At 44.0% G+C, this 19,921-nt stretch carries 21 protein-coding genes and 4 pseudogenes; 14 read left to right on the forward strand and 11 right to left on the reverse strand.

Annotated features, from left to right (window positions below; translation table 11 throughout):
* Positions 1-18: 18 nt before the first annotated feature.
* The 6 genes and pseudogenes from JCM11217_RS00685 (at position 19) to JCM11217_RS00710 (ending at position 6,606) form a co-directional block, all read left to right on the forward strand.
* Positions 19-705, forward strand: coding sequence for a hypothetical protein (locus JCM11217_RS00685; RefSeq protein WP_054841744.1), 687 nt, complete (start codon positions 19-21; stop codon positions 703-705).
* Positions 706-710: 5 nt separating this feature from the next.
* Complete coding sequence (locus tag JCM11217_RS00690) at positions 711-2,261, forward strand: radical SAM protein (protein ID WP_054841745.1); 1,551 nt, start codon at positions 711-713, stop codon at positions 2,259-2,261.
* Between the two features lie 128 nt (positions 2,262-2,389).
* The gene (locus JCM11217_RS00695) at positions 2,390-3,169 is read left to right on the forward strand and encodes a hypothetical protein (protein WP_243677877.1); all 780 of its coding nucleotides are present in this window, start codon (positions 2,390-2,392) and stop codon (positions 3,167-3,169) included.
* A 9-nt stretch (positions 3,170-3,178) separates the two neighbouring features.
* Entirely contained in the window at positions 3,179-4,780 is a 1,602-nt protein-coding gene (locus JCM11217_RS00700) for an energy-coupling factor transporter ATPase (protein ID WP_243677878.1), read from the forward strand.
* 53 nt (positions 4,781-4,833) lie between these two features.
* On the forward strand, positions 4,834-5,907 hold the full coding sequence (locus JCM11217_RS00705) for an energy-coupling factor transporter transmembrane component T (protein WP_243677879.1): 1,074 nt from the start codon (positions 4,834-4,836) through the stop codon (positions 5,905-5,907).
* 19 nt (positions 5,908-5,926) lie between these two features.
* Positions 5,927-6,606, forward strand: a pseudogene (locus JCM11217_RS00710) (translation initiation factor IF-6).
* A gap of 2 nt (positions 6,607-6,608) precedes the next feature.
* Here the strand turns inward: JCM11217_RS00710 and JCM11217_RS00715 are convergent.
* From JCM11217_RS00715 to JCM11217_RS00725, 5 genes and pseudogenes are all read right to left on the reverse strand, one after another.
* Positions 6,609-7,619 carry a DUF402 domain-containing protein gene (locus tag JCM11217_RS00715; protein ID WP_243677880.1) on the reverse strand — a complete coding sequence of 337 codons (1,011 nt, stop codon included), beginning with the start codon at positions 7,617-7,619 and terminating at the stop codon, positions 6,609-6,611.
* The gene (locus JCM11217_RS12225; protein WP_243677881.1) at positions 7,588-7,869 is read right to left on the reverse strand and encodes a hypothetical protein; all 282 of its coding nucleotides are present in this window, start codon (positions 7,867-7,869) and stop codon (positions 7,588-7,590) included. Before JCM11217_RS12225 ends, JCM11217_RS00715 begins: the two co-directional genes overlap by 32 nt.
* Positions 7,847-8,002 (reverse strand): hypothetical protein, encoded by a 156-nt coding sequence (locus tag JCM11217_RS12230; protein ID WP_243677882.1) that lies wholly within the window; start codon positions 8,000-8,002, stop codon positions 7,847-7,849. Before JCM11217_RS12230 ends, JCM11217_RS12225 begins: the two co-directional genes overlap by 23 nt.
* A 110-nt stretch (positions 8,003-8,112) precedes the next feature.
* Positions 8,113-8,502 (reverse strand): hypothetical protein, encoded by a 390-nt coding sequence (locus JCM11217_RS00720; RefSeq protein WP_054841746.1) that lies wholly within the window; start codon positions 8,500-8,502, stop codon positions 8,113-8,115.
* A gap of 40 nt (positions 8,503-8,542) precedes the next feature.
* Positions 8,543-9,023, reverse strand: a pseudogene (locus tag JCM11217_RS00725) (PaREP1 family protein).
* 62 nt (positions 9,024-9,085) lie between these two features.
* Here JCM11217_RS00725 and JCM11217_RS12235 point away from each other — a divergent pair.
* The 7 genes and pseudogenes from JCM11217_RS12235 to tpiA all read left to right on the forward strand — a co-directional run bounded on the left by JCM11217_RS12235 (position 9,086) and on the right by tpiA (position 13,132).
* The gene (locus tag JCM11217_RS12235) at positions 9,086-9,505 is read left to right on the forward strand and encodes an AAA family ATPase (protein ID WP_243677883.1); all 420 of its coding nucleotides are present in this window, start codon (positions 9,086-9,088) and stop codon (positions 9,503-9,505) included.
* Between the two features lie 91 nt (positions 9,506-9,596).
* Positions 9,597-9,827, forward strand: coding sequence for a hypothetical protein (locus tag JCM11217_RS12240; protein ID WP_243677884.1), 231 nt, complete (start codon positions 9,597-9,599; stop codon positions 9,825-9,827).
* 51 nt (positions 9,828-9,878) lie between these two features.
* Positions 9,879-10,739, forward strand: a complete 861-nt coding sequence (locus tag JCM11217_RS00735; RefSeq protein ID WP_054841747.1) for a metallophosphoesterase family protein — start codon at positions 9,879-9,881, stop codon at positions 10,737-10,739.
* A 296-nt stretch (positions 10,740-11,035) separates the two neighbouring features.
* Complete coding sequence (locus tag JCM11217_RS00740) at positions 11,036-11,473, forward strand: hypothetical protein (protein ID WP_054841748.1); 438 nt, start codon at positions 11,036-11,038, stop codon at positions 11,471-11,473.
* A gap of 25 nt (positions 11,474-11,498) precedes the next feature.
* Positions 11,499-11,750: a hypothetical protein gene (locus JCM11217_RS00745; RefSeq protein ID WP_054841749.1), complete on the forward strand. Its 252-nt coding sequence runs from the start codon at positions 11,499-11,501 to the stop codon at positions 11,748-11,750.
* Between the two features lie 31 nt (positions 11,751-11,781).
* The gene (locus JCM11217_RS00750) at positions 11,782-12,204 is read left to right on the forward strand and encodes a hypothetical protein (RefSeq protein WP_054841750.1); all 423 of its coding nucleotides are present in this window, start codon (positions 11,782-11,784) and stop codon (positions 12,202-12,204) included.
* Positions 12,205-12,456: 252 nt separating this feature from the next.
* A pseudogene (tpiA, locus tag JCM11217_RS00755) lies at positions 12,457-13,132 on the forward strand (triose-phosphate isomerase).
* Between the two features lie 5 nt (positions 13,133-13,137).
* Here the strand turns inward: tpiA and JCM11217_RS00760 are convergent.
* From JCM11217_RS00760 to JCM11217_RS00775, 4 genes are all read right to left on the reverse strand, one after another.
* Entirely contained in the window at positions 13,138-13,449 is a 312-nt protein-coding gene (locus JCM11217_RS00760; RefSeq protein WP_054841751.1) for a winged helix-turn-helix domain-containing protein, read from the reverse strand.
* Positions 13,421-13,693 (reverse strand): hypothetical protein, encoded by a 273-nt coding sequence (locus JCM11217_RS00765; RefSeq protein ID WP_054841752.1) that lies wholly within the window; start codon positions 13,691-13,693, stop codon positions 13,421-13,423. The genes JCM11217_RS00760 and JCM11217_RS00765 overlap by 29 nt, the downstream gene beginning before the upstream one ends.
* Before the next feature lie 111 nt (positions 13,694-13,804).
* Positions 13,805-14,122, reverse strand: coding sequence for a hypothetical protein (locus JCM11217_RS00770; RefSeq protein WP_054841753.1), 318 nt, complete (start codon positions 14,120-14,122; stop codon positions 13,805-13,807).
* Positions 14,119-14,586 carry a hypothetical protein gene (locus JCM11217_RS00775; protein ID WP_054841754.1) on the reverse strand — a complete coding sequence of 156 codons (468 nt, stop codon included), beginning with the start codon at positions 14,584-14,586 and terminating at the stop codon, positions 14,119-14,121. The genes JCM11217_RS00770 and JCM11217_RS00775 overlap by 4 nt, the downstream gene beginning before the upstream one ends.
* Positions 14,587-14,686: 100 nt before the next feature.
* Between JCM11217_RS00775 and JCM11217_RS00780 the strand changes: the two genes are divergently transcribed.
* The gene (locus tag JCM11217_RS00780) at positions 14,687-15,709 is read left to right on the forward strand and encodes an ATP-binding protein (protein ID WP_054841755.1); all 1,023 of its coding nucleotides are present in this window, start codon (positions 14,687-14,689) and stop codon (positions 15,707-15,709) included.
* On the opposite strand, the pseudogene acnA reads toward JCM11217_RS00780, so the two are convergent.
* Positions 15,704-18,400: pseudogene (acnA, locus tag JCM11217_RS00785) on the reverse strand (aconitate hydratase AcnA). The gene JCM11217_RS00780 and the pseudogene acnA overlap by 6 nt on opposite strands.
* Positions 18,401-18,494: 94 nt before the next feature.
* Complete coding sequence (locus JCM11217_RS00790) at positions 18,495-19,772, reverse strand: hypothetical protein (protein ID WP_243677885.1); 1,278 nt, start codon at positions 19,770-19,772, stop codon at positions 18,495-18,497.
* Positions 19,773-19,921 lie beyond the last annotated feature (149 nt).

Here is a 19,921-nt window from a genome sequence, read left to right on the forward strand (position 1 = left end):
TATGCATACGGGAGTTTTGTGACATATTTCGACATTGATATAGCATGCAGGGAGGGTTTTGGCGAACGTAAGCTAGTCTCCATGATTCAACAGCGGATTAACTCCCTACCCTGGGATTTGGATCTTAACGAGCAGGATTTCCTGACAGATTATGCCTATCAGGATTTGAGGTATTACTTATTGTATAAGTTTGGATTGTTTAATTTGAGTAATGAGGATGCATCGTATGAATTGTGCAGGAGGATTTTAAGGAATGAGGAGCAGGTGACGAGGATCGTTAATGAGTGGTTTAATTGGTGGGTTATTAAGTGGAGACAGAGGGTTAAGCTTGTCTTTAGTGAGAATGAGCAACTGAGTAATGAGAGTAATAACAATGCCAATCCTCAGGCTGATGCTGATGAAATACTTAAGAGTATTCCCAAGAACTTAGTTGATAAGTTACGTAGGGAGATAATCGTGGAATTAATAAGGCAGAATGAGGTTTGCAGCCTTGATGTGGTTTCAGATTTCATATTAAGGACAACACTTAGTGAGTTGATTAATGAATATGGGAAAGATGGCACGTTGAAATTAATGTCGACGAATATAACGAGCATACGCTTAAGGCTATTAAAGAAGATAATGGAAATAAGAGATTCCAATCAACCACTTGTGATTCTCAGGGTTAGAATTAGTCCATCACAGCCATACCAGGGAATCTCATAACGCCAATGAACGCGTACCAAAAGTCCTACAGGAAGGGAATGATTAGGGTAGCCATTGCCTATCCATCAAATGCTAGAGTTGCCCTCCAATCACTATCAATACACATAATCAGGAAACTACTAAATGAGTACCCCAACGTGTATTCGGACTTCGTATTTATAAGCGATGATGGTAAATCCCTAACCAGGTCACTTAGGGATTTTGACATAGTGATATTCTCAGTACATTATGAACTTGATTATCCACGTATACTAAAGATGATGGAAATGAGCGGCATAAATCCATTCGGCTCTCAGAGGGTCGTTAATGATCCATTAATTGTAATGGGCGGGCCAACATTAATGGCTAACCCTGAGCCCATGGCGCCATTCGCAGACATGGTGCTTATCGGCGATGCTGAGGTACTAATTCCAGCGCTTATTGATTATTATCCAGAGTATGGTAAGAATATTGAGGAATACGCAAACTTGGTGGGTTTTTACGTACCATCGCTTGGCAAGCATGTTGTAACTAAGGCATTTGTAAGGGACTTGTCATACTCAATTAAGCTCATCCATGATACAGCAATTGAATTAAGTCTCAGTAATGCCAAGTCCATATTTAGTAATCCAGCCATTCTCGAGATTATGAGGGGTTGCCCGAGAGGTTGCTTATTCTGTATGGAGGGCTTTGTCGGAAGGCCTGTTAGGTTTGCGGATATTAATTCCATTAAGGAACTGGTCCTTAGGGATTTAGGTAAGGGTGAAAGGTTAGTTAATGGGGTATCCTTGATCGGTCTTTCCGTAACTGATCATCCAGGTTTTAAGGAGCTAATGAGCTTTTTAGTGAATGAGCTAAGCCTTAATGTTTCTGTTCCTTCCTTACGTGTCGACTCATTAGACGGAGATATCATTAGATTAATTGCGAAGGGTGGTCAAAGAGTCCTCACGATCGCTCCGGAGTCAAGTGAAAGATTGAGGAGGGCATTGGGTAAGGGCTTTTCAGATGACGATATTGTTAGGGTGGCAATGGACGCAGCTAATGCGGGTATTGATCACCTAAAGCTATACTTCATGGTGGGGTTGCCGGGTGAGGGTGATGACGATGTGAAGTCAGTAATTAACCTGTTATCAAGGCTTAAGAGACTGGGCATTAAGCACTCGCTCTCTGTTAATCCATGGATACCCAAGCCACATACACCATTACAATGGCTACCAATGGCTAATGACGACATAATCAATGCCAGGGTTAAGGCATTGAGAAACGCACGGACATACACCGAGTTCTCGACATACAACGTACTTGATGCAAAGGTTCAAGCATTACTATCGCTTGGCGATAGAGATGTTAGTAACTTAATATTTGAGGCCTCATTAACAGGGCTCGATAGGGGGGGCTCCTGGAGAAGACTGCTTAGGAAGTATGAAGACTTACTTAATAAGTATGTATATTCATGGAAACCACTTAACGGTGAATTACCCTGGAGCCACATAAGAATTCCAGGTGCTGATGAGGAAAACCTTAAGTCATTGATGCTCAAGTACGTTAATGAAGTTAATATAAGCCTTCCTGCTTAATTAGGCCACTTAATAATATTTTGATATTTTCCAAATAATACTTATGGTATATAATTTTTTAGATAATATAATTACATTATTTACGTAAATCTTTTTAAATAAGATCATCAATATTTTTTGGTGAATATATGGTTTGGAATGGTGTACACTTTAACCTGAACACCATAATACCCTGGTACGTCATACTCATATGGACACTGCTATACTTCGCATTACTTGCATGGGCCTGGAGACCAAAGGAGGGTAGACCCTTCGGCAATTTCAAGACCATAGACTTCGTTTACATAGCACTAATAGCAGCATTACTCATTGTTTATAACTTCTTTATATCACCGTTAATACCCAAGGTTGGTACCGTAACTACGTACTTCTACTACCCAATCATCGGTGAGACCTTCCTGGTGATGCTGGCCGCTGCCCTAGTTGGTAAACCTGGCTCGGCGGGGGGGTTAACAATGTTCATATACACACTACTCTCTGATATTATTCATTATGGCTTTGGCGGAGAACCATTCTGGTTCATTTACGAGGTTACGTCGTACGCCGCAATAATAGATCTATGGCTTATCTACAGGGGGGGTAAGTACTACATGATACCATTCAGGGGAATCTTTAAGGGCGCGACAGACTCTAAGACATCAGGTGGTGAATCCGTAACTACTGAGGAATTAGAGGAGGAGTTGAAGCTGCTAAGGCGTTGTTTATTGTCGATGCATTGCTGGGTGGAATTACAATATCGATGGCATACCCATTCTGGTGGAGAGGCTTTTGGGGGACCATTCGTACTTGGAATCTCGTTCACACCAAGCTTTTGGTTAATAACGAGCATAGCCAGTATAGGCGCTGGTGCTGTGCTTGGTCTTGTGGTTTCTCCATTCATTTACTACATTAAGAAGGTATTGACCTAGGGGGGATATATGGCAAAGATTATTAAAATCAATAATCTCTATGTTCGTTACTTCGGCTCGGACAAACCTGTTCTTAAGGGCTTATCGCTTGAGATTGAGGAGGGCGAATTCGTACTTCTCGTTGGTAGGACGGGCTCTGGGAAGTCCACGTTACTCAATGTAATTAATGGCGTCATACCAAATATAATTAGCGCAACCGTTAGGGGGGGTTCCATCAATGTCGCTGGTCGTGACCCTAGGAAGACCCCTGTCCATGAGATGGCCATGGTTGTCGGCACGGTCTATCAAATACCGGAGAGCCAAATATTCTCGTTGATTGTTGATGATGATGTGGCCTTTGGACTTGAGAATAGGGCTATTGAGCCTGAGGAGATGAGGGAGAGGGTTGTTGAGTCACTTAAGTTGGTTAACTTGCTTCATAAGATGAAACACCCAACATTCCTACTGAGCGGTGGTGAGAAGCAGAGACTTGTAATCGCCGGCGTTCTTGCGGTTAAACCAAGGATCTTAATACTCGATGAACCCACTTCAATGCTCGACTCAATTGGCGCCGAGCAGATTTTTAACCTTGTTAAGAAGTTGAATGATGAGGGATTAACCATTATCATGAGCGAGCACAGGGTTGAGAGGGTTATAGGCTTGGTAGATAGGATTATAGGCCTTAAGGACGGGGCAATATACATTGATGATGAGCCGCATAGAGCCGTAGCCAAAGACCTGACAAAGCTGGGTGTTGAGGAGCCTCAGGTAACTACGCTTTATAGAATGATCAATAAGAACTCGGATTACTACCCAATATCAGTTGATGAATTCCTAGAGCTTGGTATTGCCGATAAGCTGGATGTTGTTAGTAGACATAAGGAGGATGATGGTGAGATCGCCATATCGGTAAATAATGTGAGATTCACATACCCAGGCAGTGCGCAGGAGGTTCTAAAGGGTGTTAACTTGGCAATTCATGATGGTGATGTCGCCAGCGTGATAGGTCCTAATGGGAGTGGCAAATCAACATTGATGTACCTACTCGCGGGCATTTATAAGCCGAGCAGTGGCAGTATTCAAATATTTAATCATGACTCAGCAAAACTCGTTGGTAAGGACAGGGTTAGGTTAATTGGTTATGTGTTTCAAGACCCTGACCAAATGCTTTTCTCAAGTACAGTTAAGGGTGAGTTGGAATTTACGCTTAAATTAGCCGGCATTCATGGTAGGGAGGCTGAGGATAGGATTAGGAGGGTTGTTAATTACCTGGGCATCAACGACTTACTAAGCCAAAGCCCGCATAAGCTTTCCGTGGGGGGGCAGAGAAGGCTTGTTAGTGTTGCTTCGGTACTCGTGGCTGAGCCGAGGATTTTAATACTCGATGAACCAACGAGGGGTCTCGATAATGAGATGAGTACGGCCTTAATGGACTTAATACTAACAATTAAGGAGGAGAGGGGTATGACGCTTGTCATGGTTACACATAATATGAGACAGGTTGGGGAATACAGTGATAAGGCCTTTATTATGTATGATGGTAAAGTGGCATTTAGTGGAACGCCTGAGGAGGTCTTTGAGGAATCACATAGACATCCTGAGTGGGGGCATTTCACCACCACAGGTCTTTGAGGTTACGAGAAGCATAGGTAAGCCAACAGCAAGCATCAGGAGGGTGGGGGTGAATGCTGCTTAATCAAGTACTGTATAACCCAGTCATTAACTGGATAATAACGTTGATAATACTGTTTTATGGACCTGTACTAGTTGTTTACCTGATATTTAAGCTCATTGGCTTTCAGGGCTACATGTCACTGTTTAGGTTCATTGAGGGTAAGTCAATAATATATAGGATGGACCCGAGGACAAAGATATTGCTCTCAATAGTAGTTACCACCGTCGCTGCGATAACGATTTGGTGGATATCGGCAATAATGTTCATAGCGGTCATGGCACTATACGCATTGTTAAGTAATGTTAAGGAGAAGCTCAGGGTGGCGCTACCGCTTATACTGGCCTCGTTCATAGGAACCGCATGGACTGAGTCAATATTTGCGCCGTACTCATACCTACAGGTAATATTCCATCACGTAACGTTCCTTTACGTATTCCCACAATCACTGGCGGTTTTGGGGATAACACAGGGGGGGTCGGGTATGTTCTATGTACCTTACCTAGGCTATGTCAATAATCCAGTTGGTCTGACGTGGGAGGGTATCATATATGGCTTACAAATAACGTTTAGAGCCGTGGCAGCAATAGCCTCTGGCTTACTGCTCATATTCAGTACACCGCCATCAGACATACTTAGATCTCTCGAGAAGAGTGGATTACCTATCGAGCTTGGATTCACGCTATTGTTGGCTGTTAGTTCCGTGCCTAAGGTACTTGAGAATTCGATGGTCGTACTTAATTCATTAAAGGCTAGAGGGGGGGTTGACTTTAGACCTAGGAGTAGGAACCCAATAAAGTTCATTGCCGAGTCCCTATTCATAATTAGGGTTGTGGTTATGGCCCTTGTTAGTATCGTAATACTAACACTTAGAGATGCTAGGCAAATAGCTATTGCTGCTGACATAAGGGCGTTTAGGGCTTATAGGAGGAGGACGTACTATAGGGATATTAGGATGAGCAGGATTGATTATATAACGGTTGCATTATTAATAGCGTTGCTTATCGCGGGAATATACATATCTGGGCTCCCTGGGATGGGGGGGCCGTGCCGTATAACCCATGATAATTATTTAAATATTTGCTAAGTTAATTAGGTCGAGAGAAATGAGTAAGCGTAGGTTTGAGGTGGCGCCATTAAGTATTTATGGGACGTCAACAATAGGTGTTTATGTATTCACAAATAATGCCCTGACAATAGTGCCGATGGACGTACCTGACAAGGTTGTTAATTCAATAAGGGATACCCTCAGCACGAACGTGATTAAAGCATCACTTGCGAAATCACCATTAATAGGAATTTTCATGGTTGGTAATGACAATGGCGTATTAGTGCCGAGCATAGTCACGGAGGATGAGATAAACGAATTGAAAAAGAACGGCCTTAACGTGTCGATAATACGCACGAGATACACGGCCATCGCTAACCTAGTACTTACGAATAATAGGAAGACAATCGTGTCGCCAATAATTGAGAAGGAATACGTAGGGTTGATAAGGGATACATTGTACTGAAGTCATAGTTGATGAGGTTTGCGGCACTTACCTCGTGGGCTCGATCGCGGTGGCTAATGATAAGGGTGTCTTGCTAAGCCCTGAGGCTAAGGATGAGGATGTAAAGAAGGTGAAGGAGTACTTTGGCTTACCGGTTAATGTTGGCACGGTTAATAGGGGTAGGAGCTTCCTCAGGGGGTGGATTGGTCGTTAATGATAATGGCGGTTTAGTTGGTAGTGACACCACAGGTTTCGAGATAGTGAGGATAATGCAAGTGTTCGGTGGTGTATGAAGTTACTCAGCGAGTTCCCTGGCCTTGGTAAGGCACTCCTCACCAAGTCTATGGGCGCTTGCTAATAAATCACTTATTAACTTCTCAACCCTAACCCTCAACCTACTTGGTATTACATCCATGCTTACATATGACATGTACTCATCATAATCAACGACCTTAGCCTCACTTGAATCCCACCTCTTCACAACATCGACTGCTAAGTCGATGTAGAGAATATTACTGCCCGTGAACTCAATTGGCGTGTTAATATTTATGTAGATACCCTTGGGTCTCCAGGCATGGTCAACATAGACATGAGTTAAGTACTCATTGCCTATTGAGGAGCAGGATATCGCCATGTCACCCTCCTCCTTAGGAAGACCGAGACCATCAAGATAACCACCACCCCCCCTCAACCTACGCATTAAAACGATGTCATTAGGATCAAGTTTAAGCACATCCGCACTACCGAGCCTGAGAACCTCACCACTAGGCTTAATATGCACAATACCAACTCTATACTTCCTACTCATCAACTGTCTCATAAACTCGGCACTGAACCCAGCCCTATCGCTACAACGACTAAGCAATGCCTCAACGAGATCCAACAACGCGGTATTCCTCTTTAAGGTCTTATACGTGTGATGACCAATTATTGTTGGCATGACATTATTCCTGACATTATCAAGAAGGAGCTTAGCCCTGCCATTAAGCATAACCTCAACAATGCACTCACCATCCTGGAGCACCGTGTAAGGAGTTGACGACTTACTAGCTGACTCAACTTCATTAAGCATATTTATTGCTCTCTCAATTTCCTTAACGGCCTTATCCTCATCCAGGAATTGAGCACTACTCCTCCACTTAATGCTATAACCACTCAACCTACCAACGTACTTAAGACCAACCTTAAGCAGCGCTTGCTTAGCCTCATAATCCTTAATATGCCTACTAAATAATACGGTACCACTGCCCGGCACTATGGAGACATACTCAGTATCAACTAACGCCAGGCACAGCAACCAACTCATCACTTGGGTAAACCCTAGTCCTACTTATAATGACGGGAATCACATCACCATCATTATACGCGCCACCTATCGCCTTAAGTACGGCCCTAACGCCATTACCAACGTCAACGAAATAATTACTATTAACAACATTGACGACACCTATGACGACCCTATGAAGTGGAACCACCGACCTCCAAACCAACGCCTCCTCCTCAACAACCCTAAGCAGGTTATTAACAACATCATTAACCACACCGCACTTGCCCATTACCGTTAACGCCCCCAGGAACCCTCTCGGAGTCCTTAATCGTAACGTCAGGCGCAGAATTATCAACATTAATACCAAACCTACTGATTATCACGTCAGAGGCCTGCACAATGGTATAACCAAGATCAAGCACTAACTTACTAATTGCAGTCGCGTACTTACCCCCTAATCCTAACCCTATAGCTATTTTTACTCACAGAAAATCGACTTATTAAGGGCTAAAATAATTTACGACCATGTAGCTTAACGGCAAATACCATACTTAGCATACGAGGCGATTACTAAGCCGAGAAACAACACAGATATAGCTAATGGGAATGTAAGTATAAGCGTTGAGCCAATGACCGGCTGCCTAACGGCCATGTAAACAGATAGTGGCAAACAAACTATGAAAAATAGAACCATAAGCACACTAAATATGATGCTCCATTTACGCTCTTCAACACTCGGTATCCTTGGTGGCTTAACTGCAACGAAGGAAAACACTAGGAATACTAAGAATGCCACCAACCCTATGAAATTAGACGTGTTGATTATCCACGTAATTAAAAAGAACACGGCAATGACTAAGTAAATAATCATAAACCTCCTACTCATTACGGCATTACCGCAACTAAACTCTTGACTATTCATATACTAAAGTAATGCGTAATATCCAATTAAATGTTTTCCATTAACTGGTTCCCGAAATGCTCCTTGCAAGGTTCACGAGAGCCTCAATGTCGGGTAAGTCCCTCCTGACCTGGTCAGGCCTTAGCCTCGCCTCATGGAAACCCTCAACATGCAAAAACCATGCACTCTTCCACCACCACCTAACCTCCCTCCTGCCAAGCCTATCGGCAGTATTATCCACCGCATCAAATAATAGTTGTGCCGTCCACCTACCAATCTCGGAGGCCTTCTTTGCCTCATCTAGGCCCAGTGCAATGGCCATTGCCTTGATGGCCTCCTCGGCAGCCTTGTAGAGCTTCTCGCTGGCTTGCACGGGGGTCCTTATCAATGAGTTCCTTACCTTCATCTAGGAATTTCTCGGCGAGTTCAAGGTGAGCTTTGCTTGTTGTTGATGGGTCAAGTGATAGTGCCTTAGCTATTAGGTCCACTATGTCTATTCCCTTTCTCTCTGCCTCGTCGATTATCAGCTTTGGTATTTCCACGATTTACATTGTTGATGCGGAGTTAAAAATGTTTATTCGCAGTAACGTTAGTGCCTTATTAATTGAAGTGTTACTATATTGACGTGAGTATTAAGTGCATTGCCTCAGGCCAGAAGGGTGGTGTTGGTAAGAGCACGCTGACAATACTGACGGCTAGGGTCGCACCTGCGCTTGGCATTAGGCTAGCCATTATTGACTTAGCCATGGGTAATCCAAGCACGTCCCTCAACCTACTTGGTAATATACCGAGACATACCCTGGCCACCTACGTAATTAATGCGTCTAAGATTAATGAGGTCATTCACGTAGTTCCAACAGAGCATGGACCTGTTTACCTAGTGCCTTCAGGATACGGGGATTTAACGCTTATTAATGAGTATGGGGGGGATTTTAAGGAGAGGTTGGGCTCCTTGATTAAGTATTTGATTGATAGGGTGGTTGATCATGTGGTTATTGATTTCCCATCGTTTGAGCCAAGCTAGATAACGTGCTAAATGAGGCATTGAGTGAGTGCGATATTATTTATCCAGTGGGTATTCAGGACCTCGGCTCGGTGGTTGCCTGAGGAATTTAGTGCATTTTGTTAGGAGGTTTTCGATTAATGTCGGTCGACCCGTGATTAATATGTTTAGGGAGTCCTTGGGTAGGCAGTGGGTTGCCGCCGTTGGTAAGCTCGTTGGTTTGGAGCCTAGCGTGGTTCATTATGATCCCTGGGTCATTAGGTGGGTTCATGATGGTGCTGGTCAGTATGGTGTTGGTGTTAAGGAGGCTTTGTCATACGTAATTAGGGAGATTCTAAGTTAGTAGTTGTTACGCAAAATGGTTTTAAGGCATTAATTACTAATCATTAATGCGGTGTCCGTTGAGGAATTTCGAGGCATCACCGTGGATTCTGAGGATGGTGAGAGGTGGCTACTTATTGCCGACACTCACGTCGGCCTGGAGGTTGAGCTTGGTAAGAAGGGTGTTCGGATACCTAGCCAATCAGCCAGGATAGCACAGCTAGTCCTGGACTTCGCCGAGAGGACCGGGGCAACTTCGCTGGCTATACTCGGTGATGTTAAGCATGAGATAGCGAGCATTGTCGAGAGCGCCAGGGAGGTTAGGGAATTCCTAAATAGAATTAGCAGCAGATTCAATAAGGTGGTTTTGGTTAAGGGTAATCATGATGGGAATCTTGACTTAATATTGAGTAGCGACGCAAAGCCCAATGTATACCTCATAGACTCCAGGGGGGGCTTCATAATAAGGAGTAGGGATGGCAAAAACCTCCTACTGCTTCACGGAAATTCAAAGCCTAGGATTGAGGATTTCATGAATGCTGACGTAATAATAATGGGACACACCCACCCAGCAATACTCATACAAGACGTAACTGGTTACGTAATGAGGGCACCCGTCATCGTTAAGGTACGTGTCGATAAGTCCGTGTTCGGTAAGAACATGTATAACACCGAAATAGGCGCCACGGGGGGGCCCATGAACATAATAGTACTACCAACCTTTAACCCATTGACCGTGGGCATGGACGTATTCGAGATATTCCCAAAGGACCTCGTCGAGGTCGAGACAATACTCCACTACGCACGCACCTGGGAAATACTGAGCAACATAGAGGTTTACCTAACCGACATGACATACCTCGGTACAATGGATGTACTAGCCAGGATAAGGGAGGAGTTTGGTGAGGGTGGCTACGATGTTAATTGGTTATGAATGTTATTTTACACGTGCTTAAAGAAGCCTATGAATTTAAGGATTTACCGTTAAGAGAGCTAATTAAGTGGTTTTATGATAGGTTGTTGGCAGGGATTTTTAAGGCTATTATCATTAGCTCTACCGTGTTTGGTATTGTATTACTTATTTCCGCATTAGTCTTGACTGTGAAACAGTGTGTACACACTTCTTTCCTTATACTATATTATCCTAATAATGGCTATCGTGTTAATGGCGAACTGCTCATTAATCGTGTAAGTAAGCCTTAAATTATTGTCACCGTTAATCATTATGTTATGAAGAACTTAAGGTCTCTTGTATTGAGTAGAGAGTTTAGGTTTGGTGTTGCCTTTTTAGTTATTGGTATAGTATTGTTTATGATAACGGTGTTCCTTAAGCCTACTAGTGTGTTAAATGATGGATTTTATGGAGGGCTTATTTCATTATCCATTGAATTACTGTTAATAGGCTTGATGCTTATATTAAGCATGTATATTACGGCTGGAGGAAACGCATTAATCATTAACTGCGGTATGGCTAAGAAATTAATTGATGGTATTTCCGGCACCACAGCATTGCTGGTTATTTGGGTCCCAATTATTTTATCAATATATCATATAACGATAAACTCACCAATAGCTATAGTACTTATTACACTAACTGGCGTAAGCTTCTTTGCCTGGGCCTATGTATATGGCTATACGAGGAAACATTGCTGGGGGGGTAAACCTTAAAGTATTTTTGTTTAGATTATGAAATATGAGATGGTGCGCCCTTAAGAATGCGTTCAATTGGTTCATTAGGTATAGTATTGGTTTTATAGTGACCGGTATTGTATTATTCATGGCGCTACCATACCTTAAGCTGATCTTAAGTTCCTCAATACTCATTATCACTATATATACTTACTCAGTAATATTCATGGGAATCGGTATTATGCTAATTATTATGTACTTAATAATATACACACTATGCAAATGCGAAAAGAAAAACAGGGTAAGCCTTAAGTAATGATGCGCGATTTTACTATTAAGTTAAGGTTATGAGAAAATGGCTCGGGGGGGTCCTAGTAATCATTGCCATAGGGCTTGGACCAATTAGTATTGGTTTTGCCCTGAGACTACTCGGCCTAATAACGATAGGTATTTTCTATGGACTGGCCTTAGCCTCCCTCGAGATTTTCTTAATATTTACAGCACTTGCCATTGGTTCAATAATTAAGAGGAAATATGGAATTAATTGCAAAGTCGTCAATAGACTTTATGGCTTTACTGGCTTTTACATATCAATATCAATGCTTGCAGCGTTTACACCATTAGTATTTAACATACATACGCCTCAATGGGTCAATACTACAATAACCATGGCATTAATTGTTGATCTTGGCTTAATGCCAGTTTGGTTCTTAATGATGACCTTCGAGGAAAGCTGCCGAAGGACCTCTAAATTAATCAATAATACTTAATACTTGAGATATGGATCTTCATCATGAATAAGATAATAAAAGTATTATAAAAATTCATAATAACCCTAAGCATTTTAATAAATCACCATAATGCTAACTGAATATTCATACTATATGCGTAAATCAATGCACTCCTGACCCCCCCTTTACGCATTGCCTTTGATGTTTATTAGCTTACGGCCTAATTGTGTAATCATTATTACCATTAAACCCTAACAATTTAATAACTAGTTGATAACTGCCAATCATTGTATGAGACTTCCAATATTAATTATAAACATGAAAGTGTACACTGAGGTACTCGGTAAGAGATCCCTTGAACTTGCTAAGGTTGCCGAGGCGGTTTCCAAGGAGTTGGGCGTGTCAATTGCGATAGCCCCGCCAATCACTGAGCTTAGGCTTGTGGCTGAGAACGTGGGAATACCCGTTTATGCCCAGGGCGCTGACCCGGTTGAACCCGGGGGGGCTAGGACAGGGCATGTGCCGCTTGAGTTCATTAAGGAGGCTGGGGCGTCGGGGGGGTAATCCTTAACCACAGCGAGAATAGGCTTCTCCTAAATGACCTTGGTTGGCTCGTTAATAGGGCGAAGGGTCTCGGTCTGGAAACCCTCGTGTGCGCGCCAGACCCATACACAAGCGCTGCTGCCGCGGCTCTTGAGCCGACTGCGGTGGCTGTCGAGCCGCCTGAGCTGATTGGTACGGGTAAGGCCGTGAGTAGGGAAAAGCCTGACGTAATTGTGAAGACTGTAGAGCTTGTTAAGAGGGTTAGTCCAGGCATTCCCGTGATTACGGGGCTGGTATTGAGAGTTATGAAGACGTTAAGAAGGCCCTAGAGCTTGGTACGCAGGGTGTGTTGGTGGCGAGTGCGATAGTTAGGGCTAAGGACTGGAGACAAAAAATAATGGAACTCGCGAATGCCCTGCATTAATTGACTTACTTATTACGACTATTCCCAGCCATCTTACGTGGGAACCTTAATCTACCAACGTAATTAATCACCCACTGTACAAGCGTTAAGTATGTTTCCTCACCCTTCCTTGTTAGCCTGACATAACCATCACCATTAATTATGATCAATTCTTTACTACTCATCCATGTAAGGTATTTCATTGCTCTATCGTAAGACAAACCAATCGCTGTGGCTAAGTTTGTGCGGTTCATGGGTCCATGTTCGTGAAGTACGGTTATTATCCTGGCTATGACGTATAGGTCCGGCTTAAATTCCGTAGAGTCTCCTGAGGTCATGTTCAATCCACCTTAATTCCCACATCACGGAATCCATCATCCATAGGGTCCTAATACTATTGCTTATTCTATCCCAGCTAATCCTCATAACAACTATGAAGCCCAATATTAGGCTAATTGGTATTGAATATTGCACTAACTGCGTTGGTATTGGGAATATGAACATGGGAAGTAGTACCAGAAATAATAATCCAAATACCGTGAACCCTGCAACCAACGTAAATACAACTATGTAAATAAGCACGGATGCTAGGTAGCCGAGCCTAGCCCTATGAATTTTGACGGCAAGCTCGTCGTAATTTATGCTCTCAAGTATGGCAATAATACCAGGTAATCCCTCGCTTAATAAACCATCCTAATGGGCGTATTTATCCATGGCATCCTTACCTGCATTCTGTATTTTTCTATAAATCCTTGTAGCAAATACGTAAATTACATATACCAAAAGCAAGAAATATATTACGGCTATGACCATGTTTGTCGTCATTAAGGTACTATAGAGAAGTACGTATGTGAATTCATAAAATATCGTGATGCCCAGTAGGAGCGCTACGGCGAGGAGTGCGTCAATGGCAATGCTGGGTAATGCATCGGCCATTGCATTAGCCCTATCAACATTAACTAAGAAGTCCCTGAATTCGAGGATCCTCACCTTAGCCTCATCAAGGCTCATAACCTAATCACCCAATAACTGATGTACGTAAATACATCGCCACTAATACGTATGTCTAAAGTCCTCGCATAATCATTACTAACCATGACATGCGTAGCATTATCCCGGATAACCTCTACGATATCCTCATTATTAACAATTGATGAGCACAATACGTATGACTTAGGCAGTAATAGCAATGAAATGCCCTTAGTCTGTCCTGGGCTTAGCAGTATTACGGAGCTATTCATTAAATAAATAATTGCTGGCGACGAGCCGACATTCGCGAAATTAATGTTTATCCTGACGATAGTTCCACATGGAACATTAATCATGATAAAGCCACTACCGTTTATTAATTCACCAATGTAATGCCCAGTAGGTGGATTAATTAATAGAAATATTATCTCGAGGCATGTAATTATCATGAGAATCAATATGGCATCTCTATGGCTTATCTTCATAGCATACCTAACTGTTATCATAACTTAAAAACTAAACTCATTGGGAATGAGTACGTCGAAAATAAGTAATGAATTATGTCAGCATTAGGTTTTAGTTCCGGGGGGGCAGAACTTAGTTCTGGTGCGGAACTTATTCGATCCAAGACCTAAGAGTTCCAGGAGTGAGCTCTTTGATAGGGTGGATGAGCTGGAGATTCTTGATAAATCCATTGGTAAGCCCCTTATTGTTGTTCTTGGTATTAGACGTATTGGTAAGACATCCCTTGTTAAGTCCTTTCTTGAACCATATAATGGTGTTTACGTTGATTTACGTGGTGTGGTTACGCATGTAGATCTTTATGAGAGATTATCTGAGGGTTTAAGTAGCGGTCTTAATAAGTTGAGGAGGGTTATCGAGGGTATTAGAGGTATTAAGATTATGGGATTTGGCGTTGAGATTAAATGGAGGGGTACGGATTCCATAAGTTTATTGGGCTTTCTTGAGGAATTGAATCGTAGAGGTCAATTCATCGTTGTGCTTGATGAGGTTCAGGATACAAGGCCACCCGTATCGGCTGAGCTTAGGAGGGTTTTGGCGTATACATACGATCACTTAAGCAATATAACGGTGATCCTCAGCGGCTCTGAGGTAAGGTTATTAAGTGATTTCATGGGCATTAACAACCCGGAGTCCTCATTGTATGGTAGGTACTTTGTTGAGGTTGATGTTCGTAGATTCACAAGAGATGAGTCGTTAGATTTCTTAAGGCTTGGCTTTAAGCAGGAGGGTGTTGAGCCACCTGTTGATGTGCTTGAGGATGCTGTTGAATTCTTTGATGGTATCCCTGGGTGGTTAGTTCAATTTGGCAGGAGCTACATAGATGGGGGGGTTCGTGACATTGGTGCCATTAAGGAGCAAGCCATCTCCATGGCTCTCAGTGAATTACTGAGACTATCTCAAAGGGAGAGAATGGTGCTTAGGGCTATTGCTGAGGGTGCGAAGACGTGGGGGGGTCAGGTTAGGAGGTTCGTCGAGGAGAGGCTTGGCGTGTCTATCCCTAAGTCTAGCTTAACAAGAATCATTAATAAGCTGGAGTCCCTTAGTATAATTAAGGATTATGAATTTTTAGATGGTATTTATCGAGAAGCGGCTAAGCGATTATGATTGTTTGCCCTCCTGCCTATGCCTCTTAATTATTTGTCTAAGCACGTACTGCAGTATTCCTCCATTAAGGAAGTACTGAACCTCCATCGGCGTGTCGAGCCTCACAAGTAGTTTCGTCTTAATAACCCTACCATCGGGTTTATGGATGACCAAGTCAACGGTCTGCCTAGGCTTTAATCCCTGGGACAGCCCCACTATGTCGAAGGTCTCATCACCGGTTATACCCAGCTTATCCACGTCCTCACCCTCCATGAACTGTAGCGGTAGTATACCCATCTCAACCAGGTTACTCCTGTGTATCCTCTCAAAACTCTTCGCAATGACTGCCTTAATGCCCAGGAGCTTTGGACCCTTCGCAGCCCAGTCCCTCGAGCTACCGGCACCGTACGTCTGCCCAGCGAGTATTATTAGTGGCACCTTCTCCTCCTTATACTTCATGGCCGCGTCAAACACGGTCATTAACTGCCCATCAGGCCAGTGAATAGTGTACCCACCCTCAATGACCTTACCACCCATCCTATTCCTAACGCCCTTACTCCAGAACGCGCCTCTCACCATAACCTCCCAATTGCCCCCCCTCCTAGTACCAAAGGTGTTGAAGTCGCTTGGTTTAACACCAAGCGATATTAAGTACTTACCTGCAGGTGAGTCGGCAGGTATTGAGCCTGCCGGTGATATGTGGTCCGTGGTTATGTTATCGCCAAGCACCAGCAATGCCCTGGCACCAACTATGTCCTTAACCTCCACAAGCCTATCCGGATCGAAATCTTCAAAGAATGGTGGTCTCCTTATGTACGTATTATTTGGATTCCACTGATATAGATCCCCCCCACTCGGCGCCTTCAACGTGTTCCACTCATCAGGCACTAAGTCACCAATCCTGGTGTACTTCTCCGTGAACTCATCAGGCGTTACATACCTCTCAACATAACTCCTAACCTCATCATCACTGGGCCATAGGTCTTTCAGGTAAACAGGCTTACCATCGCTGGTGTACGCCACAGGTTCCTTCGTTAGGTCCTTATTGATGGTACCCGCTAATGCATAAACCACGACCATGGGCGGCGAGGCCAGGTAATTAGCCCTAACATCTGGGTGAATCCTACCCTCAAAGTTCCTGTTACCGGAGAGTACTGCCGCCGCCACTAGGTCATTCTCCCTAATTGCCTTAACAACGGGCTCTGGCAATGGGCCTGTATTGCCAATACAGACCATACAGCCAAAGCCAGTTATGTAGAAACCAATCTTCTCAAGGTACTGAAGCAGCCCTGACCTCCTTAAGTACTCCTCAACAACCCTAGAGCCCGGCGCCAACACGGTCTTAACGTATGGAGGTGGCGAGATTCCAAGCTCCACAGCCCTCTTGGCAACTAAGCCTGACGCCATTAATAGGTATGGGTTACTCGTGTTGGTGCAGCTTGTTATTGCGGCAATGGCCACAAAACCATCCTCGAGCTCTACCTTCTTACCGTCAAGCTCTATGATTACCTTCTTCCTACCACTTATGTTCCTCTTCTTATTCCTATCCTCGATGACTGGTTCAAGGCTCTTGGGCACATCGCTCAATGACCTCCTCTGCCATGGGAGTGAGGGGGGGCCAGCGAGACTCGGCTCTATGGCTGATAAGTCAATATTAATCACCTGGCTATACTCAATATCGCCCTCCTTCGGCGAGCCAAAGACTCCCTGTTCCATGAAGTACCTCTCAACGAGCGATATTAACCATTCATCCCTACCCGTAAGCCTTAGGTAAGCCAGTGTCTGCTCATCCACTGGGAATAACCCGGTTGTTGCGCCATACTCAGGCGCCATGTTGGCTATTGTTGCCCTGTCAGGGACGGGCAATTCCTTAACACCCTCTCCGAAGAACTCAACGAACTTATCAACCACGTTATACTTCCTAAGGGTCTCGGTTACGTATAGCACTATGTCCGTAGCCGTGACACCAGGTCTCGGCTTACCATAAAGGTGAACACCAACGACCTGCGGTGGTAATACCGCTATTGGTTGACCGAGAAGTGCGGCTTCAGCCTCAACACCACCAACACCCCAACCAACAACACCAAGTCCGTTAATCATCGTGGTGTGGGAATCCATGCCAACGACAGTGTCGAAATACGCAAGCTTCTCGTTAGGCCCGAGGTCCTCAGTCATCACAACCCTAGCAATATGCTCAAGGTGCACCTGGTGTATTATACCAGTGCCTGGCGGGAAGACCCTGAAGTTCCTAAAGGCGTTCTGAGCCACTTAAGGAATTCATACCTCTCCGCATTCCTCTCAACCTCAAGCTTAATGTTCAATCTAACCGCATCAGGCCTACCCCAGTAATCGGCTTGTACGCTGTGGTCAATTATTAGGTCTGTCGGTACCTGCGGATTAATGACCTTTGGGTCAATACCATACTTAGCTACTATCTCCCTCATCACCGCCAGGTCGACTAGCAGGTACTCCCGTGTAGTCCTGCATTAGGACCCTCGCCACCTTTATCGGGACCTCCTTAGTCCCTGGGTTCTTCGGGTTCCAATGCAGTAAATTCTCAATATCCTCCTCAGTGATTGCCTGCCCGTCGTAATTCCTTAGCAGGTTCTCTATGAAGACCTTGATTGTGTATGGGAACCTGGCAATGTCAAAGCCCTCCCTCTCAAGGGCCTTTAATGAGTAATAACGAACCTTGATGCCGCCTACATCCATTACGCTTAAAGTATTCCATAAGTTGGGCAGGTTCTTGGCCACGAGGGTTTAATTAATTCATTGATTTTTAATATTTGCCCTTTAATTAACGAAATCACTTCGCGAATTGGTTATATCCAGAGGCATTGACGTTATAGTAAGTTAAGTCCCAGGTGGGTGGTGCACTTAATTCGAAGGGTATCATGTAGCTGGCGGGTAACGTAGCTGTGGTTCCGTTTAGGAATGTAACCTCTATATCGAACATGGTCCCATTAAACACATAGTCATATATTGGGTATTTAGTATATGCGTACTGGAACTCAAGCTGCGTATATGTCGCAAAGAATGGCGTCCCGCTATACGGTATTGCGTGTATCCATAGCGTGCTCGTGTTATAATCATAAATCTCAAAGACTATCTCCTTAGCCGTCATGTTATAGTAAATCATTAATTTAAGTAATGTGTTGTTCGGCGTTGGTACGCCAGATAGCACGGCTGGGTTCATCGTGGTCTCGTTGAAGTAGTAATGGGCTATGCAGTTCTTGCCAGGCACGTACCAGGGAGCAATGGTACCATTCGGGTCCAGGTCAACACCTATCTGGAAGAAGCCTACGCACGATGACCTGGTGGCTCCGTAATAATTCATGGCATTTATCTGGAAACTCAGTATACCGACCTGCGGCGTGTTCCAGTACCTAAGTAATACTAGTGCGGTTAGGTTATAGAATGGTGGTAATAGAGTGACGAGGAGACCTGATCCCTGTCCGTAGCCCTCCATATTATTGTACTTCTGCAGGTATATGGGTATCTCAAGGCTTGTGACTATTATGTCAGTGTAATAGACAGTCCCGCTTGTCGTGATTATAGCCGCCGTGTAGTAATTACCTGCGTCCGGCACAGAAACCTCAAAGGGTGGCTCATCGGTCTGGTCAACAAATACCTGCATAACCCAGCCAGCGGTTTTATTATATGGAGTGCTGGCGTTGAATACGTTAACCATTATGAAGACCCAACCAGGTGGGTAAAGCGCGTTTGATAGGCTTGATAAGGAAACCACGGGCTTTAGGTCCGTTAGATTTGGACCAGCCCACACATAACCATTAGCAACACCGACTACGGCGACAGGCTCATACTTACTATTCACCAAGCCAAAGAATCCACTACCACCATCACCGTAATAAATCGCCACCTGGAAAGATAGGAATTGATCACCCCTAACTATTAATGATGGATTAACAATATCAACCTGGGGGGGCTCGCCACTCATAGCCGTAGACTCAAGTGCAGGTTCACCCCAATAATTGGGTTGAGTAACTATTACCGGCGTTTGCCCACTAATGTTTATCCACCCATAATAACTAAGCGGTTCGCTAACGTACTCAAAGTTAGACACGTAGCGAAGGCGCCAACGAGGGATGCCGCAGGTGCCATCCTCGGCAATGGTTCATGTATGCGTACTTGTTCATGATGAGGCACGTAGGTATATATCATTAGTATGGTCGTAAGTATTATCGCTGTTATTATCATTATTTTTATGGTTTT

Origin of the sequence: Vulcanisaeta distributa JCM 11217 (assembly GCF_001316005.1) — an archaeon.
Classification (GTDB): domain Archaea; phylum Thermoproteota; class Thermoprotei; order Thermoproteales; family Thermocladiaceae; genus Vulcanisaeta; species Vulcanisaeta distributa_B.

Coding starts and splice junctions, on each gene's coding strand:
- JCM11217_RS00690 (WP_054841745.1), top strand. CDS start 711: ATGAACGCGTACCAAAAGTCCTACAGGAAGGGAATGATTAGGGTAGCC.
- JCM11217_RS00695 (WP_243677877.1), top strand. CDS start 2,390: ATGGTTTGGAATGGTGTACACTTTAACCTGAACACCATAATACCCTGG.
- JCM11217_RS00700 (WP_243677878.1), top strand. CDS start 3,179: ATGGCAAAGATTATTAAAATCAATAATCTCTATGTTCGTTACTTCGGC.
- JCM11217_RS00705 (WP_243677879.1), top strand. CDS start 4,834: ATGCTGCTTAATCAAGTACTGTATAACCCAGTCATTAACTGGATAATA.
- JCM11217_RS00715 (WP_243677880.1), bottom strand. CDS start 7,619: ATGAGTTGGTTGCTGTGCCTGGCGTTAGTTGATACTGAGTATGTCTCC.
- JCM11217_RS12225 (WP_243677881.1), bottom strand. CDS start 7,869: ATGGGCAAGTGCGGTGTGGTTAATGATGTTGTTAATAACCTGCTTAGG.
- JCM11217_RS00720 (WP_054841746.1), bottom strand. CDS start 8,502: ATGAATAGTCAAGAGTTTAGTTGCGGTAATGCCGTAATGAGTAGGAGG.
- JCM11217_RS00740 (WP_054841748.1), top strand. CDS start 11,036: ATGAAGAACTTAAGGTCTCTTGTATTGAGTAGAGAGTTTAGGTTTGGT.
- JCM11217_RS00745 (WP_054841749.1), top strand. CDS start 11,499: ATGAGATGGTGCGCCCTTAAGAATGCGTTCAATTGGTTCATTAGGTAT.
- JCM11217_RS00750 (WP_054841750.1), top strand. CDS start 11,782: ATGAGAAAATGGCTCGGGGGGGTCCTAGTAATCATTGCCATAGGGCTT.
- JCM11217_RS00760 (WP_054841751.1), bottom strand. CDS start 13,449: ATGACCTCAGGAGACTCTACGGAATTTAAGCCGGACCTATACGTCATA.
- JCM11217_RS00770 (WP_054841753.1), bottom strand. CDS start 14,122: ATGAGCCTTGATGAGGCTAAGGTGAGGATCCTCGAATTCAGGGACTTC.
- JCM11217_RS00775 (WP_054841754.1), bottom strand. CDS start 14,586: ATGATAACAGTTAGGTATGCTATGAAGATAAGCCATAGAGATGCCATA.